15 protein-coding genes are annotated in these 16549 nt (G+C 64.2%); 5 read left to right on the plus strand and 10 right to left on the minus strand.

The genetic code is table 11. The features are described from left to right. A partial coding sequence (locus BH95_RS29420) for a coiled-coil domain-containing protein (RefSeq protein WP_371828307.1) occupies positions 1–891 on the minus strand: 891 nt, incomplete at its 3' end. Positions 892–1283: 392 nt separating this feature from the next. Beyond that, positions 1284–1817: an Rv1476 family membrane protein gene (locus tag BH95_RS05245; RefSeq protein ID WP_019666329.1), complete on the minus strand. Its 534-nt coding sequence runs from the start codon at positions 1815–1817 to the stop codon at positions 1284–1286. 391 nt (positions 1818–2208) lie between these two features. On the opposite strand from BH95_RS05245, the gene acnA reads away from it, so the two are divergent. After that, the gene (acnA, locus tag BH95_RS05250) at positions 2209–5013 is read left to right on the plus strand and encodes an aconitate hydratase AcnA (protein ID WP_026348000.1); all 2805 of its coding nucleotides are present in this window, start codon (positions 2209–2211) and stop codon (positions 5011–5013) included. Positions 5014–5195: 182 nt separating this feature from the next. Then, positions 5196–5771 carry a TetR/AcrR family transcriptional regulator gene (locus BH95_RS05255; RefSeq protein WP_026348001.1) on the plus strand — a complete coding sequence of 192 codons (576 nt, stop codon included), beginning with the start codon at positions 5196–5198 and terminating at the stop codon, positions 5769–5771. Positions 5772–5787: 16 nt separating this feature from the next. On the opposite strand, the gene BH95_RS29425 is transcribed toward BH95_RS05255, so the two are convergent. Continuing rightward, on the minus strand, positions 5788–6033 hold the full coding sequence (locus BH95_RS29425) for a helix-turn-helix domain-containing protein (RefSeq protein WP_020110102.1): 246 nt from the start codon (positions 6031–6033) through the stop codon (positions 5788–5790). Positions 6034–6138: 105 nt separating this feature from the next. Then, entirely contained in the window at positions 6139–7770 is a 1632-nt protein-coding gene (locus BH95_RS05265; RefSeq protein WP_019666332.1) for an ABC-F family ATP-binding cassette domain-containing protein, read from the minus strand. 165 nt (positions 7771–7935) lie between these two features. On the opposite strand from BH95_RS05265, the gene BH95_RS05270 reads away from it, so the two are divergent. From BH95_RS05270 to ku, 3 genes are read left to right on the plus strand one after another with little or no spacing between them, the layout of a single operon-like run. Further along, positions 7936–8724 (plus strand): SDR family oxidoreductase, encoded by a 789-nt coding sequence (locus BH95_RS05270; protein ID WP_019666333.1) that lies wholly within the window; start codon positions 7936–7938, stop codon positions 8722–8724. Beyond that, positions 8721–9839: a lycopene cyclase family protein gene (locus tag BH95_RS05275; RefSeq protein WP_037181314.1), complete on the plus strand. Its 1119-nt coding sequence runs from the start codon at positions 8721–8723 to the stop codon at positions 9837–9839. The genes BH95_RS05270 and BH95_RS05275 overlap by 4 nt, the downstream gene beginning before the upstream one ends. A gap of 53 nt (positions 9840–9892) precedes the next feature. Beyond that, positions 9893–10834 carry a non-homologous end joining protein Ku gene (ku, locus tag BH95_RS05280; RefSeq protein WP_033189749.1) on the plus strand — a complete coding sequence of 314 codons (942 nt, stop codon included), beginning with the start codon at positions 9893–9895 and terminating at the stop codon, positions 10832–10834. Between the two features lie 57 nt (positions 10835–10891). Here the strand turns inward: ku and BH95_RS05285 are convergent, their stop codons facing one another. From BH95_RS05285 to sufB, 6 genes are read right to left on the minus strand one after another with little or no spacing between them, the layout of a single operon-like run. Further along, a complete protein-coding gene (locus tag BH95_RS05285; protein WP_019666336.1) occupies positions 10892–11281 on the minus strand; it encodes a metal-sulfur cluster assembly factor in 390 nt (129 codons plus the stop codon). Positions 11282–11292: 11 nt separating this feature from the next. Then, positions 11293–11784: a Fe-S cluster assembly sulfur transfer protein SufU gene (sufU, locus tag BH95_RS05290; protein ID WP_020110105.1), complete on the minus strand. Its 492-nt coding sequence runs from the start codon at positions 11782–11784 to the stop codon at positions 11293–11295. Then, positions 11784–13088: a cysteine desulfurase gene (locus BH95_RS05295; RefSeq protein WP_037181315.1), complete on the minus strand. Its 1305-nt coding sequence runs from the start codon at positions 13086–13088 to the stop codon at positions 11784–11786. The genes sufU and BH95_RS05295 overlap by 1 nt, the downstream gene beginning before the upstream one ends. 2 nt (positions 13089–13090) lie before the next feature. Further along, positions 13091–13867 (minus strand): Fe-S cluster assembly ATPase SufC, encoded by a 777-nt coding sequence (gene sufC, locus BH95_RS05300; RefSeq protein WP_019666339.1) that lies wholly within the window; start codon positions 13865–13867, stop codon positions 13091–13093. Between the two features lie 29 nt (positions 13868–13896). Further along, a complete protein-coding gene (sufD, locus tag BH95_RS05305; protein ID WP_037181316.1) occupies positions 13897–15114 on the minus strand; it encodes a Fe-S cluster assembly protein SufD in 1218 nt (405 codons plus the stop codon). Further along, complete coding sequence (gene sufB, locus BH95_RS05310) at positions 15115–16521, minus strand: Fe-S cluster assembly protein SufB (RefSeq protein ID WP_441347086.1); 1407 nt, start codon at positions 16519–16521, stop codon at positions 15115–15117. Between the last annotated feature and the right edge of the window lie 28 nt (positions 16522–16549).

Genomic DNA, 16549 nt, shown 5'->3' on the forward strand with positions numbered 1-16549 from the left:
TACGGCTGCGTCGCGCGCGGCGGCTGCAGCTGCCGCGATTGCGGCGTCCTCGGCCGCCTTCTGCTGCTCCCATGCGGAGTACGCGTCGCGCTGGCCCTCCAATCCTGCGACCTCGGATCGCGCGGAGTCCAATTGTGACTGCGCGGAATCGCGTTGAGCCTCGATGGCCGTCTTCTGCTCGGCCTGGGCGGCGAGGGCTGCACGCGCGGTGGCAATGGCGTCTTCCGCCGCGGCCTTCTTGTTCTCCGCGTCGCTGGCAGCGGCGTCTGCCTGCTGCTTGGACTCACGGGCGGCGGAATCCTTGTTCGCCTGCTCGGTGCGTGCACGTTGCAAGCCGTCGAGAACCGCATTCTGGCTGGACGACAACACCTTGAGAACCTGCGCTCGGTCGAGTACATCGTCCGGCCCGGTCGACCCGAGGAACGACGAGATCGATGCCACGCCCGTGCCCTGCGTGTAGCTCGACACCGCGAAATCGTTGAACTTGGTTTGAGCAGCTTGAATCTGTGTACCTGCGTCGGCGAGTGCCTGCTGTGCGACGCCGACCAGTTGCGCGGCGACGTCGGCAGCATCACGGGCATTCTGCAGGTCGACGAGCGCCCGGTTCACGTCCTCGCGTTTGATCGCGACATCGGCGTCGAGTTGAGCAAGTTGCTGATTGGCTGCGGCTACCTGGTTGATCAGTTCACCGACCGCACCGAGCTGCTGCTCCACCCGTGTGCCGGCAGCGGCGATGTCCGAGTCGGACGGATTCGGCGGAGGTGGTGGCACCGCCGCGGCGGTGCCGGACACGGCACCGAGCAGCGCTATCACCAGTCCGGACCCGACCAGTAGTCGTGCAGTGGCAGAGAACGCTCCACGGCGAATGCCGCGATCAGCTCGACGCCTCACAAAAAGTCTCCCTCGGTCCCGGCGCTCGCGACCGCTTCACAAGGAAGCAGCCGACGCCGGTCGGACCGGCTGGACAGCCTTCCCCAGATGTCCTCGTCGTTCCGCCGGGCAGGGAGAGAGCACGCAGCACCACGTCAGATGCAGACCACGCCGGTCACACCCGAAGCATCGGACACCCGAGGCAACTCGGATACACCTCTGCCCTCTGCGACACTCCTTCCCCAGCAGTGCCAAAGGCACCGTACGACACTTTGAGCACTAAGGAAACTCCAGTCACAAATGACACATTTGTGATTTCAGCTGTGAAAACGCGCTGAACTCGGGCGTTCGCCCGAAACATTTTTTTCGACTTTTTCGCGCGCTGCGCGAGCAACCCTCGGAGAGGGTGACCGTCAGGCCCGAGGGGCCGTCGACGAGGGCGTGTCGGCCGCCGATCGCCGCCGCTTGATCTTGACCCAGGCGGTGGCCGCGGACGCACCGGCAACCACGACGAGAATGACGGCAGTGATTGCGGTCCAGGGTGCACTCGGCTCGATCAGGGTGTCGACGAAGTTGTCCGCGGCGACCACAGGATCACCGGTGTACGTGCGGTCTTGACCGGCTTCGAGAACGACTCGGCTGACACTGTCACTGAACGAGCCCACCTGATTCGGACTCAGCACCAAGACTGTCCCGCCGTCCTCGGCGCCGACGGCAGTGGCGAGATCGCGCAATTGCGAGTCGTGCCGCGGGTTGTCCTCCACCACGACGATGGACAGATCGATGCCGTGTTCCTCGGCGCGGTCCACTGCGGACTCGAGTCGGCTCTCGATCGAAGCCGGTGCACTGACGCCGGTCGCCGCGACTTCCGCGACGATCGTGTCGACGTCGACGCCGGGAGGTACGTCGGCCGACATCGGCGTGAAGGCAAGACCGGGTACAGGCATCAGAAAGGTTCCAGTTCACTAGCTGCGTCGGGACGGTCGAGCGCCCCGTCACATTCGGGGTCACGGGCGTTTCCGACGTTGTGAGTGATCGGAGCGCGCTCGACGAACGAACACTACGTGACGCCCCGGCCGACGGGTTCGCGACTTACCGGGAGACTCGCCTGCGAGTGAGGTTCCCCTGCATTGCGTAGCCAGGTTCGCTGGACGAAGATCGACTGTCGAGGGCCGTCGACCAGCAATGTAGGCTGCCCTTCGTTTTCAACAGGACAAGCGTACTGTTAGACTCGACCGCGAGACGAACAAGCCAGCGGCACATGCCTGCGAGGTGCGTCTCGCTTCAACCGTCGACACAGCCCCGTCGGCGGTGTGCCTCAAGACGAGTGGAGCTGAAGTGACCGCCAGTAATGATTCGTTCGGTGCAAAGGGCACCCTCGAAGTCGGAGACAACTCCTACGAGATCTTCCGCCTGTCAGCCCTCCCTGGCGCCGAGAAGTTGCCCTACGCACTGAAGGTTCTCGCGGAGAACCTCCTCCGCACCGAAGACGGTGCCAACATCACCGCCGACCACATCCGTTCGATCGCGTCGTGGGACCCCTCGGCCGACCCGAGCATCGAAATCCAGTTCACCCCCGCCCGCGTCATCATGCAGGACTTCACCGGCGTTCCTTGCGTCGTCGACCTCGCAACCATGCGTGAAGCAGTGACCACTCTCGGCGGCGACCCGAACAAGGTCAACCCGCTCTCGCCTGCCGACATGGTCATCGACCACTCGGTCATCCTCGATGTCTTCGGTCGCGCCGACGCGCTCGAGCGCAACGTCGACCTCGAGTACGAGCGGAACGGCGAGCGCTACCAGTTCCTTCGCTGGGGCCAGGGCGCGTTCGACGACTTCAAGGTCGTCCCCCCCGGCATGGGCATCGTCCACCAGGTCAACATCGAGTACCTCGCCCCCACCGTCATGACCCGCAAGGGCCAGGCCTACCCCGACACCTGTGTCGGCACGGACTCGCACACCACGATGGTCAACGGCCTCGGCGTGCTCGGTTGGGGCGTCGGCGGCATCGAGGCCGAGGCGGCCATGCTGGGCCAGCCCGTCTCCATGCTCATTCCCCGCGTCGTCGGCTTCAAGCTCTCCGGCGAGATCCAGCCAGGCGTGACCGCTACCGACGTCGTGCTCACTGCAACCGAGATGCTCCGTAAGCACGGTGTGGTCGGCAAGTTCGTCGAGTTCTACGGCAAGGGCGTCTCCGAGGTTCCGCTGGCGAACCGCGCGACCCTGGGCAACATGAGCCCCGAGTTCGGTTCCACCGCGGCGATCTTCCCCATCGACGAGGAAACCATCAACTACCTGCGCCTCACCGGCCGCAGCGACGAGCAGTTGGCACTCGTCGAGGCGTACGCCAAGGAACAGGGCATGTGGCACGATCCGGACAAGGAGCCGGTGTACTCCGAATACATCGAGCTGAACCTGAGCGACGTCGTTCCGTCGATCGCCGGACCGAAGCGCCCGCAGGACCGCATCCTCCTGTCGGACTCGAAGGTGGCCTTCCGCAAGGACATCCACAACTACGTGGAGGAGAACTACCCGACGGACCACACCCAGCTCGACGAGGCCATCGAGGAGTCTTTCCCCGCGTCCGACCCGGCGACGCTGTCCTTCGCCGACGACGGAGCAGTCGACGTCCAGTCGGCCGCGTACGGCTCCGAGGGACGCCCGAGCAAGCCCGTGCGCGTCGTCACCGACGAAGCAGGCGAATTCGTGCTCGATCACGGTGCGGTCGTCGTCGCAGGCATCACGTCCTGCACCAACACCTCGAACCCGTCCGTCATGCTCGGCGCCGCACTGCTCGCGCGCAACGCCGTCGAGAAGGGCCTGTCCACGAAGCCGTGGGTCAAGACCAACATGGCACCCGGTTCGCAGGTCGTCACCGACTACTACGAGAAGGCAGGGCTGTGGCCCTACCTCGAGAAGCTCGGGTACTACCTCGGCGGTTACGGATGCACCACGTGCATCGGTAACACCGGCCCGCTGCTCGAGCCGATCTCCAAAGCCATCAACGACAACGACCTCTCGGTCACTGCTGTGCTGTCGGGCAACCGCAACTTCGAGGGTCGCATCTCCCCCGACGTGAAGATGAACTACCTCGCGTCGCCTCCTCTCGTCATCGCCTACGGCCTCGCGGGCACCATGGACTTCGACTTCGAGTCCGATTCGCTCGGCACCGACCACGAGGGCAATCCCGTCTACCTGAAGGACATCTGGCCCTCCTCGCAGGAGATCGAGGAGACCATCCAGTCCGCGATCAGCCGGGACATGTTCAGCAAGTCCTACGAAACGATCTTTGCCGGGGACAGCCGCTGGCAGAACCTGTCGACCCCCGAGGGCGACACCTTCGAGTGGGACCCGAACTCCACCTACGTTCGCAAGGCGCCGTACTTCGACGGCATGGAGATGGAGCCGGCTCCGGTCAAGGACATCAAGGGCGCCCGCGTCCTCGCACTGCTCGGCGACTCGGTCACCACCGACCACATCAGCCCGGCAGGTCCCATCAAGGCCGGTACACCTGCAGCCCAGTACCTCGACTCCCACGGCGTCGAGCGCAAGGACTACAACTCGCTCGGATCGCGCCGCGGTAACCACGAGGTCATGATTCGCGGAACCTTCGCGAACATCCGCCTGAAGAACCAGCTCCTCGACGACGTCTCGGGCGGATACACCCGCGACTTCACGCAGGAAGACGGTCCGCAGGCGTTCATCTACGACGCGTCGCAGAACTACCAGGCTGCAGGCATTCCTCTCGTCGTCCTCGGCGGCAAGGAGTACGGTTCGGGCTCGTCGCGTGACTGGGCTGCCAAGGGCACCTCGCTTCTCGGTGTCAAGGCCGTGATCACCGAGTCGTTCGAGCGAATCCACCGTTCCAACCTCATCGGTATGGGCGTCGTTCCGCTGCAGTTCCCGGCAGGCGAAAGCGCGAAGTCGCTGAAGCTCGACGGTACCGAGACGTTCGACATCGTCGGCGTCGAGAAGCTGAACGAGGGCGTGACGCCGAAGACCATGGCTGTCACAGCCACCAAGACCGACGGAACCAAGGTCGAGTTCGACGCAGTGGTGCGCATCGATACCCCCGGCGAGGCGGACTACTACCGCAACGGTGGCATCCTGCAGTACGTGCTGCGCAACATGATCCGCGGCTAGACGCCACTGGATTTCGATCCCTGGAGGTTCCATCACCGACCAGGACAGCAGAACGCGCACGACCACCACGCGTCGGGCTCACGCCCGGCGACTGCGGTGCTCGTGCGCGTTCTGCGCTTGCCAGCAGGTCCCCCGTGCGCACCGTCCGTGCGCACCGGCAGTCCGACGAAGGAGGCGTGCACGTGCCCAAGGTCAGTGAAGACCAGTTGGCCGCGCGGCGCAGCGAGATTCTCGACGGCGCACGCAGGTGCTTCGGTGAGTTCGGCTACGAAGGTGCCACCGTTCGACGTCTCGAAGAGGCCACCGGCCTCTCCCGCGGCGCGATCTTCCATCACTTCAAGGACAAGGACGGTCTGTTCCTGGCTCTCGCGCGGGAAGACGCTCGCCGTATGGCCGAGGTCGCCGCCGGCCAAGGTCTGGTCCAGGTCATGCGCGACATTCTGGAGGAGCCGGATCGGTTCGAATGGCTGGGAACGAGGCTCGAGATCGCCCGACGCCTGCGCACCGATCCCGAGTTCAGGAACAGCTGGTCTCAACAGTCCGCCGAACTGACGGACGCCACGCTCGCCCGCTTGGAGCGGCAGAAGACAGCCGGCCGCCTACGGGACGACGTCGCGCCGGACGTCATGGTCGAGTACCTCGATCTGGTGCTCGACGGCCTGGTCGCGCGAATCGCATCCGGTCAGGACGGTCACAATCTTGCTGCGGTGCTCGACCTCGTCGAGGAATCGGTTCGCAAGCCCGACACCGCCGGCTGATCGAGTGCTACCCGACTCACCCCGGGAGACGACGCACTGCGGGTTTTCGGTTGGGCCCGCCGCGTGATCTGAGGACGGTGCCGGACTCCCCCAGCACCTTGTGCACGAACCCGTACGATCTGCCCGTTCGCACGGCCAGAGATCGAATACTCGCCCCGGCCTCGTATTGCTCCTTCAGCGAGGACTGCAATCGATCACGCGAATCCCCGGTTATACGAGCACCTTTCACGTACGTGGACTTTCGGGCTCGTTCCTTGGCCATGGGATCCTCCAGTCAGCCACGAATGTGCTCGCTCACCGAAATTCCCCCGCGGATTCAGGGTAGAGGACAGAGGACGCGCGGCATGGCCGAACGCGTCGAACTCGATCACGCGAGCTGAATCAGCTCCAGGTACTCCTGTGACCAGTGATCCTCGGTGCCGTCGGGAAGAAGAATGACGCGTTCCGGTGACAGCGCTTCGGCAGCACCCGGATCGTGCGTGACGAGCACGACGGCACCCTTGTAACTCCGCAAGGCGTCGAGCACCTGCTCGCGCGAGATCGGATCGAGGTTGTTGGTGGGCTCGTCCAGCAGAAGTACGTTCGCCGCCGACGAGACCAGACCAGCCAGTGCCAGACGGGTCTTCTCACCGCCGGACAGAGTCCCCGCGGGCTGCTCGAGTTGAGGGCCGGTGAACATGAACGCACCGAGCAGCGAACGAAGTTCCTGCTCGCCCGTGTCCGGAGCCGCGTGCCGAATGTTCTCCCACACCGACGCGTTGTCGTCGAGGGTGTCGTGTTCCTGAGCGAAATATCCGACGCGCATGCCGTGGCCCGGTTCGATGTCGCCCGTGTCGGCTTTCTCCGTGCCGGCGAGGATACGGAGAAGAGTTGTCTTGCCTGCGCCGTTCAGCCCGAGTACCACCACACGGCTTCCTCGGTCGATGGCGAGATCGACGCCGGCGAAGATTTCGAGGGATCCGTACATCTTCGTGAGGTTCTTGGCCATCAGCGGAGTCTTTCCGCAGGGCGCGGGCTCCGGGAAGCGAATGTGCGCAACCTTGTCCGATACCCGCTCGGCGTCCAGATTGGCCAACAGTTTGTCAGCGCGCTTCGCCATGTTCTGCGCTGCAACGGCTTTGGTGGCTTTCGCGCCCATCTTGGCGGCCTGGACGCGTAGGGCACCCGCCTTCTTTTCCGCATTGGCACGTTCGCGGCGACGACGCTGTTCGTCCGTTGCCCTCGCGTCGAGGTACTTCTTCCAGTTCATGTTGTAGATGTCCGCTTCGCCGCGCACCGCGTCGAGGAACCACACACGGTTGACCACGTCGCCGAGCAGTTCCACGTCGTGACTGATCACGATCAGCCCGCCCTCGTGGTTCTGCAGAAAACCGCGGAGCCACGTAATCGAATCGGCGTCGAGGTGGTTGGTGGGCTCGTCGAGCAGAAGTGTGGTGGTGGAGCGGCCGCCGCTGCCGTCCGACGCGGCGAACAGAATGCGGGCGAGCTCCACGCGACGGCGCTGTCCTCCGGACAGCGTGCGGAGCGGTTGGCCGAGGATGCGATCCGGCAACCCCAGGCTGTTGGAGATTCGGGCAGCTTCGCTCTCGGCCTCGTAGCCGCCGAGCGAAGCGAATCGTTCCTCGAGCTCGCCGTACTTGCGTACCGCGCGGTCCAGGCGATCCTCGTCGGCCGTCTCGGCCATCAACGCCTGCTGTTTCTCCATCTTGTGCAGCAGCGTGTCGAGTCCGCGCGCGGACAGCACTCGATCCTTCGCGAGAACGTCGAGGTCTCCCTCTTTCGGGTCCTGCGGTAGATAGCCCAGCTCACCCGTACGCACGACGGAGCCCGCGTACGGCTCGCCCTCGCCGGCCAGGATGCGCAAGGTCGTGGTCTTGCCTGCACCGTTACGACCGACGAGCCCGATCCTGTCGCCGGCCTGTACGCGAAGGGCTGGTCCTGGCGCCGAGAGCAACGTGCGGACACCGGCACGAACTTCGAGGTCGGTGGCGGTGATCACGCGTGGGCTCCTTGGACTGGGAAGACAACAGGGCATGCAAGTCGATCGGTTGTTCCCCGCACCATGTGCACGGCGAGGACTCGAAGACAGAGCAACCACTCATTTTAGACCGTCGCACGGCGTGCTCCGACCACCCGCGACAGTGACACCGGTAACGTCTCGCCCATGACAGCCGCGAACACTGCACCACGCAAGGATCTGACCGGAAGAACCGCTCTGGTGACCGGCGCCAGCCGGGGAATCGGCAAGGCAATCGCCGCCGAGTTGCTCGGGCGCGGTGCGAACGTTGCGATCACCGCCCGCAAACCGGAACCGCTCGCCGACGCCGCCGGCGAGCTGCAGGCCGCGGCACCCGACGGCGCGAAGGTGCTGACCATCGCCGGTAACGCAGGTGACGCGGATTCCCGTCGAGACGCAGTCGATCGGACCGTCGCCGAACTCGGGTCCTTGGACATTCTGGTCAACAACACCGGCATCAATCCGGTGTACGGGTCGTTGATGGAAGCGGACCTCGCAGGCGTCAAGAAGATCTTCGACACCAACGTCGTCGCGACTCTCGGGTTCGTGCAGGAGGCGTACCGAGCCTGGATGAAGGAGCACGGCGGCGCCGTCGTCAACCTCGCCAGTGTCGCCGGTATCCGGTCGACCGGTGTCATCGCGGCGTACGGGGCGTCGAAGGCCGCACTGATCAGGTTGACCGAGGAACTTGCCTGGCAGCTGGGACCGACAATTCGCGTCAATGCGGTCGCCCCCGGTGTGGTGAAGACGAAGTTCGCCGAAGCACTGGTCGCCGGCGGCGAGGACACCGCGTCGGCCGCGTACCCGCTGAGGCGTTTGGGAGTCCCCGAGGACGTGGCGTCGTTGGTCGCGTTTCTCGTATCGGACGAATCGTCGTGGATCACCGGCGAGACCGTGCGGATCGACGGAGGTCTCCTGGCCACCGGAGGGCTGTGAACGCCTCTCGTTCCGCCGATGTCGTGGTGATCGGACTCGGGCCGGCCGGTCGTGCGCTGAGTACGCGAGCATCTGCGGCGGGCATGACGGTGATCGCTGTGGACCCCCATCCCGAGAGGGCGTGGACGCCGACCTACTCCGCGTGGTCGGACGAGCTTCCAGGGTGGCTGTCCCCCGACGTCGTGGCCACCAGAACGTCGAGCCCCACCGTGTTCACCACGGCTCGCCTGTCGATCGAACGGCCGTATTGCGTACTCGACACGCCTGCGCTGCAGCGCAGTCTCCGGTCCGAGGGCGTGCAGGAGGTGCAGGCACACGCCGAGTCCGTCAGCGCGCATTCGGTGACCCTCGCCGACGGCACGGTATTACGCGCCGGAACGGTCGTCGACGCTCGTGGAACGATCGGCGAGGTGGGCCTCGCCGAACAGACAGCGTTCGGCATCATGGTGCCGAGAGATGTCGCATCGCCCGCGCTCGACGGCGTCGACGCGTGGTTCATGGACTGGCGCCGCGACAACGGTGCGGCACCGACCGATGTCCCCAGCTTTCTCTACGCGGTGTCACTCGACGCCGAGACCGTATTGCTCGAGGAGACCTGCCTGGTGGGACGGCCGGCACTGAGCTTCGCTGTCCTCGAAGAGCGCCTGCGGACTCGGCTGCGGAACAGAGGGGTGATCGTCTCGGGCGCCGAGCCGGTCGAGCGGGTCCGATTTCCCGTCCAGCCGCCACCGGGGAACGGCGCCGAACGTGGAGTGGTTCGTTTCGGAGCCAGGTCGTCGATGATGCATCCTGCCACCGGCTACAGTGTCGCGGCTTCGCTCAGCGCCGCGGACGAGGTGGTCGACTTCATCGGGCGAGGTGAGCGCATGGGCTCGCTGTCGATCTGGGCGGTTCAGAAGCTGCGCAACCTCGGACTTCGAACCGCCCTCGGACTCGAACCGGAGCTCGTTCCACACTTCTTCGCGAGCTTCTTCGATCTGCCGGTTCCGCTGCAGCGCGCCTACCTGTCCGGTCGGGCAGATCCGAAGGGCACCGCACTGGCGATGACCCGCATGTTTCCGACGCTGCCCACCGCGGCCAGGATTGCCATTGCGCGAACAGTTGCAGGCCGATAGTTTTCTGCCCATTGGGGTCGACTGACGCACGTATCTCGTGAATCATGAACCCCATGCGTTCCATTTGGAAGGGATCGATCGCCTTCGGGCTCGTCAACGTCCCGGTGAAGGTCTACTCGGCGACCGAGACACACGACATCAGGTTCCACCAGGTGCACGCGAAGGACGGCGGCCGCATCAAGTACGACAGGGTGTGTTCGGAGTGCGGTAACTCGGTGCAGTTCGCGGACATCGACAAGGCCTACGACTCTCCCGACGGGGAACGCGTCATTCTGACCGACCAGGACTTCGACAAATTGCCTGCCGCGGAGAAACACGAGATACCCGTGCTCGAGTTCGTTCCGACGGACCAGATCGATCCGATTCTCTTCGACAAGAGTTATTTTCTCGAACCCGATTCGTCGTCCCCCAAGGCCTACGTGTTGCTGCGCCAGACTTTGCTGGAAACCGAGCGAACAGCGCTCGTGCACTTCACTCTCCGGCAGAAGACGCGTTTGGCCGCTCTGCGCGTACGCGACGACGTACTGGTGATTCAGACCCTGCTCTGGCCCGACGAGGTTCGCGCCGCCGAGTTCCCGTCGCTCGAAGACGCCCCCGACGCGCGCCCACAGGAAGTCAAGATGGCGACGTCGCTGGTGGAAAGCATGTCGTCGGATTTCGATCCCACCGAGTTCACCGACGACTACCAGATCGAACTCCGAAAACTCATCGACGACACGATCGCCAACGGTGGCGAGAAGGTGATTCAGACCGACGAATCGTCGTCCGACGACGGTGAGGACGCCGAGGTGGTGGACCTGGTCGCCGCGCTACAGCGGAGTGTCGAAGCCGCGGGCAAGAACGCGAAGAGTTCCGGCGGTTCCTCGGAACCCGCGAAGAAGACGGCCGAAAAGAAAGCGCCGGCCAAGAAAGCCACAGCCAAGAAGGCACCCGCAAAAAAGGCGGCAGCCAAGAAGACTGCCGCCAAAAGTACTCAGGCACGCAAGGGCGCCTGAGTACTTCCTGCTCCGTGAGCTCTGTTTGTGGGAGCTCTGTGTTTGAGGGGTCTGTCGCTACACGGTGAAGCCGAGTGCCCTGAGCTGCTCACGACCGTCGTCGGTGATTTTGTCCGGGCCCCACGGCGGCATCCAGACCCAGTTGATCTTCAGGTCCGAGCACAGGCCGCTGCGAACGAGCGCACCCCGCGCCTGATCCTCGATGACATCGGTCAGCGGGCAGGCCGCCGACGTCAGCGTCATGTCGATCGTGACGATTTCCTCGTCGTCGATCTTGATGTCGTACACGAGACCCAGGTCGACGACGTTGATGCCCAGTTCGGGGTCCACGACGTCACGCATCGCTTCTTCGAGATCCTCGAGGACCTTGATCTCCTCGGGGGTCAACGGCGCAGGCGCCTGGGCGCTCTCCGTCGTCTCTGTCACGGTGGTGTCAGTTTCGGTCATTCTTGTCGTCCCTACGATCGTGCGGGTTCAGCAGGTCCCGCTGTCTTCTCGTTCACTGTCGGGCTCTCGTCCACTATTCGAACAACCGCGTCCTTGAAAGCCATCCATCCCAACAACGCGCACTTCACGCGCGCGGGATACTTCGACACACCAGCGAAAGCGATTCCGTCACCGATGACGTCTTCGTCACCTTCGACGGTACCCCGGCTGCCGACCATCTCGTTGAACGATTCGACGATCTTCAGCGCGTCACCCACCGACTGCCCGACGACCTGATCGGTCAGCACAGACGTCGACGCCTGACTGATCGAACATCCCTGCCCGTCGTAGGACACATCGGCAACGGTGCCGTCGTCGGAGATGTGCACGCGAAGTGTCACCTCGTCGCCACACGTCGGATTGACGTGATGCACCTCGGCACCGAACGGTTCACGTAGGCCGCGGCCGTGCGGATGCTTGTAGTGATCGAGGATCACCTCTTGATACATCTGCTCCATACGCATCAAGCACCCCCAGCCTCTCGGGTCAGTCCTGCAGGCTCCGCTCCCACCCCGAAGAACGTCTGCGCCCGGCGGATTGCGTTGGCCAGCACAGCGACCTCGTCGACGGTGTTGTACAGAGCAAAGGATGCTCGTGCGGTTGCGGCGACACCGAACCTACGGTGCAGTGGCCAAGCGCAGTGATGACCGACTCTGATGGCAACGCCCTCGTCGTCGAGGATCTGCCCCAGGTCGTGGGCGTGGATCCCGTCGACGACGAACGACACTGCAGAGCCCCGGTTCACGTTCTCGGTCGGCCCGATCACGCGCACACCGTCGATCGCGGCGAACTCGGCCAATGTGGCTGCCACCAGCGCTTTCTCGTGTGCAGCAATGGCGTCGATTCCGATGCGCTCGAGGTACTGCACTGCCGCGCCGAGTCCGACGACCTGCGATGTCATCGGCACGCCCGCCTCGAACCGCTGTGGCGGAGGCGCGTAGGTCGTCTTCTCCATCGTCACGGTCTCGATCATCGAGCCGCCGGTGATGAACGGCGGCATGGCATCGAGGAGCTCACGCTTGCCGTACAACACACCGACCCCGGACGGACCGAGCATCTTGTGCCCGGAGAACGCCGCGTAATCCACGTCGAGCGCGTGGAAGTCGACGCTCATGTGCGGAACCGACTGGCACGCGTCGAGTACGACGAGCGCACCCACGGCTCGCGCTCGCCTCACCAACTCCTCGACCGGCGCTACCGCGCCGGTGACGTTGGACTGGTGGGTGAACGCGACGACCTTCACGCGCTCGGTCAGTTCCAGCGAATCCAGGTCGATACGACCGTCGTCGGTCACGCCGTACCACCGCAGTGTCGCACCGGTTCGTCGTGCGAGTTCCTGCCACGGAACGAGGTTGGCGTGGTGCTCGAGCTCGGTGATCACAATCTCGTCGCCAGGACCGACTCGGCGGTCGAAGCGGTCGTCACCGAGCACGTGCGTCACCAGATTCAACGACTCGGTCGCGTTCTTCGTGAACACGACCTCGTCCACGTCGGAACCCACGAAGGATGCGATCAGAGAGCGAGCACCCTCGTACGCATCGGTGGCTTCTTCGGCGAGTTGGTGTGCGCCGCGGTGCACGGCCGCGTTGCATGTGACGAGGAAGTCCCGCTCCGCGTCGAGAACCTGCACCGGGCGCTGCGACGTAGCGCCGGAATCCAGGTACACCAACGGTTTGTCGTCACGAACGGTCCTCGCCAGGATCGGAAAATCCGCGCGGATCGACGTGACGTCGAAAGCGCTGTCCTTCAGAGCAGCCGGCGCGACCATTCTCACGCTCCTGTCGGTGCAGCCTGAGTGAACCCTGCATAACCGTTGGCCTCGAGCTCGTCGGCGAGCTCTGCCCCACCGGACTGAACGATCTTGCCGCCGACGAACACGTGCACGAAGTCCGGCTTGATGTAGCGCAGGATACGGGTGTAGTGAGTGATCAGCAGCACGCCACCGTCCTCACGCTCCTTGTACGTGTTCACGCCCTCGGACACGACACGGAGCGCATCGACGTCGAGACCGGAGTCGGTCTCGTCGAGGATCGCGATCTTGGGCTTGAGCAAGCCGAGCTGCAGGATCTCGTGGCGCTTCTTCTCGCCGCCCGAGAATCCTTCGTTGACACTGCGCTCGGCGAACTCTTCTTTGATCTCGAGTTCGCCCATCGCGGTCTTGACCTCTTTGACCCAGTGGCGGAGCTTGGGTGCATCACCGCGCACGGCAGTTGCCGCGGTGCGCAGGAAGTTGGACATCGAGACGCCGGGAACCTCGACGGGGTACTGCATCGCGAGAAAGAGCCCGGCGCGAGCACGCTCGTCGACGCTCATCTCGAGAACGTCCTCGCCGTCGAGAGTGATCGTTCCCGACGTGACGGTGTACTTGGGGTGTCCAGCGATGGCGTAGGACAGCGTCGACTTCCCGGATCCGTTGGGACCCATGATGGCGTGCGTCTCACCCGAACGCACCGTGAGGTCGACACCCTTGAGGATGTCGATCGGCTCTGCGGTGGCATCGGAGTTCGCGACGCTGACGTGGAGGTCGCGGATTTCGAGCGTGGACATGAAATTTCCTTACGAAGTTCGTTGAATGACTAGGCGCCGGTGACGGCGAGTTCGGTCTCGATCGCGGCGTCGAGACGCTCGCGGACCGCAGGAACCGGAATGCGATTGATGATCTCGTGGAAGAACCCGCGCACGATCAAGCGTCGTGCGGCATCCTCGGAGATTCCGCGAGCGCGTAGGTAGAACAGCTGCTCGTCGTCGAAACGTCCAGTGGCGCTTGCGTGCCCGGCACCGAGAATCTCGCCGGTCTCGATTTCGAGGTTGGGAACCGAATCGGCGCGTGCACCGTCGGTGAGCACGAGGTTGCGGTTGAACTCGAACGTCGAGGTGTCCTCGGCTTCGGCGCGGATGAGGACGTCGCCGATCCAGACGGTGTGTGCGTCGACTTTCCCCGGTCCTGCTTCACCTTGCAGGGCGCCCTTGTAGAGGACGTTGGACTTGCACTTCGGCGCGGTGTGGTCCACCAGCAGCCGCTGCTCGAGATGCTGTCCGGCGTCGGCGAAGTACAGACCCAGTAGCTCGGCGTCGCCGCCCGGAGCGTCGTAGTGCACCGTCGGGCTGATTCGGACGAGATCGCCACCGAGGCTGACGTTGAAGTGCCGCAGCACTGCGTCACGACCGAGGCGGGCGTGGTGTGCCGCGACGTGCACTGCGTCGGATTCCCAGTCCTGGATCAGCACGACCGTGAGCTTCGCGCTGTCGTCGACCACGAATTCGATGTTCTCGGCGTACGTTCCACTACCGACCTGATCGATGACGACGGTCGCGACGGCGAACTTCTCGAGCCGGATCTGCAAATGCCCGTAGGCGATCGCGTCGGCACCGGGGCCGGTGACGATGATCTCGATGGGCTCGGCGACCTCGTTCTCCGAGGCGACGGTCACGACCGTCGCGTCGGAGAACGACGAGTACGCCTGCGCTGCAACGCGATCGGCGGGCACACCGGCCACACCGATCCGAGCGTCGTCGCGGGCTACGGTCTCGACGGTCACGCCGGCCGCGTCGGACACCGCGATGTTCGCGCCTGCCGTGGACACCGCCGAGCCGTCGTGGAGCCCACGGAGGCGTCGCAGCGGCGTGAACCGCCACAGCTCGTCACGACCGGACGGAACCTCGAACGCGTTCACGTCGTAGGAGGTGAACTGGGCGCCCTTGTTGGCGACCAGCTTGGACTTGTCTTCGCGAGCCGGGTTCTCCGACGTCACTGCGTCGATCACACCGTTCGCGGGTACCGCTGGGTTGCTCACTTAACCGACCGATCCTTCCATCTGAAGCTCGATGAGCCGGTTGAGCTCGAGCGCGTATTCCATGGGTAGTTCGCGGGCGATCGGCTCCACGAAGCCGCGGACCACCATCGCCATGGCCTCGTCTTCGGTGAGACCGCGACTCATCAGGTAGAAGAGCTGGTCGTCACTGACCTTCGACACCGTCGCCTCGTGGCCCATCGACACGTCGTCTTCACGGATGTCGACGTACGGGTAGGTGTCCGAGCGCGAGATCGTATCGACCAGCAGCGCGTCGCACTTCACCGTCGAACGCGAGCCGTGCGCACCCTTGTTGATCTGGATCAGACCGCGGTAGGAGGTACGTCCGCCACCGCGAGCCACCGACTTGCTGACGATGTTCGACGACGTGTGCGGCGCGAGGTGCAGCATCTTGGAACCGGTGTCCTGATGCTGGTCCGGTCCGGCGAACGCGACCGACAGAACCTCACCCTTGGCGTACTCGCCGGTCATCCACACGGCCGGGTACTTCATGGTGACCTTGGAGCCGATGTTGCCGTCGATCCACTCCATCGTCGCACCTGCTTCTGCCTTGGCGCGCTTGGTGACCAGGTTGTACACGTTGTTGGACCAGTTCTGAATGGTCGTGTAGCGGCAACGACCACCCTTCTTCACGATGATCTCCACGACCGCCGAGTGCAGGGAGTCCGACTTGTAGATCGGCGCCGTGCATCCCTCGACGTAGTGCACGTACGCGCCCTCGTCGACGATGATCAGCGTCCGCTCGAACTGCCCCATGTTCTCGGTGTTGATGCGGAAGTAGGCCTGCAGCGGGATGTCGACGTGCACGCCGGGCGGCACGTAGATGAACGATCCGCCGGACCACACTGCGGTGTTCAACGCGGAGAACTTGTTGTCACCGGCAGGAATCACGGTGCCGAAGTACTCACGGAACAGCTCGGGCTGCTCCTTCAATGCCGTGTCGGTGTCGAGGAACAGCACGCCCTGAGCCTCGAGATCTTCACGGATCGAGTGGTACACGACCTCGGACTCGTACTGCGCTGCGACACCGGACACGAGGCGCTGCTTCTCTGCCTCGGGGATGCCGAGCTTGTCGTACGTGTTCTTGATGTCCTCGGGCAGGTCGTCCCACGTGGCTGCCTGCTTCTCGGACGAACGCACGAAGTACTTGATGTTGTCGAAGTCGATGCCGTCGAGGTCGGAACCCCAGTTGGGCATGGGCTTGCGGTCGAAGGTCTTGAGCGCCTTCAACCGAGCCTCCAGCATCCACTCCGGCTCGCTCTTCTTCGCGGAGATGTCCCGCACCACGGCCTCGGACAGGCCTCGCTGCGCGCTCGCGCCTGCGACGTCCGAGTCCGACCAGCCGTAGCCGTAGTTGCCGAGCGAGGCAATGGTCTCGTCCTGAGTCATCGGCACTGCTGGTGTCACCTGATCTGGT

The sequence above is a fragment of the Rhodococcoides fascians A44A genome, from assembly GCF_000760735.1.
Classification (GTDB): Bacteria; Actinomycetota; Actinomycetes; order Mycobacteriales; family Mycobacteriaceae; genus Rhodococcoides; species Rhodococcoides fascians_E.

Coding starts and splice junctions, on each gene's coding strand:
- BH95_RS05245 (WP_019666329.1), bottom strand. CDS start 1,817: ATGCCTGTACCCGGTCTTGCCTTCACGCCGATGTCGGCCGACGTACCT.
- sufB (WP_441347086.1), bottom strand. CDS start 16,521: ATGACTCAGGACGAGACCATTGCCTCGCTCGGCAACTACGGCTACGGC.
- BH95_RS05270 (WP_019666333.1), top strand. CDS start 7,936: ATGACAGCCGCGAACACTGCACCACGCAAGGATCTGACCGGAAGAACC.
- BH95_RS05285 (WP_019666336.1), bottom strand. CDS start 11,281: ATGACCGAAACTGACACCACCGTGACAGAGACGACGGAGAGCGCCCAG.
- sufC (WP_019666339.1), bottom strand. CDS start 13,867: ATGTCCACGCTCGAAATCCGCGACCTCCACGTCAGCGTCGCGAACTCC.
- BH95_RS05295 (WP_037181315.1), bottom strand. CDS start 13,088: ATGGTCGCGCCGGCTGCTCTGAAGGACAGCGCTTTCGACGTCACGTCG.
- BH95_RS29425 (WP_020110102.1), bottom strand. CDS start 6,033: ATGGCCAAGGAACGAGCCCGAAAGTCCACGTACGTGAAAGGTGCTCGT.
- ku (WP_033189749.1), top strand. CDS start 9,893: ATGCGTTCCATTTGGAAGGGATCGATCGCCTTCGGGCTCGTCAACGTC.
- sufU (WP_020110105.1), bottom strand. CDS start 11,784: ATGCGTATGGAGCAGATGTATCAAGAGGTGATCCTCGATCACTACAAG.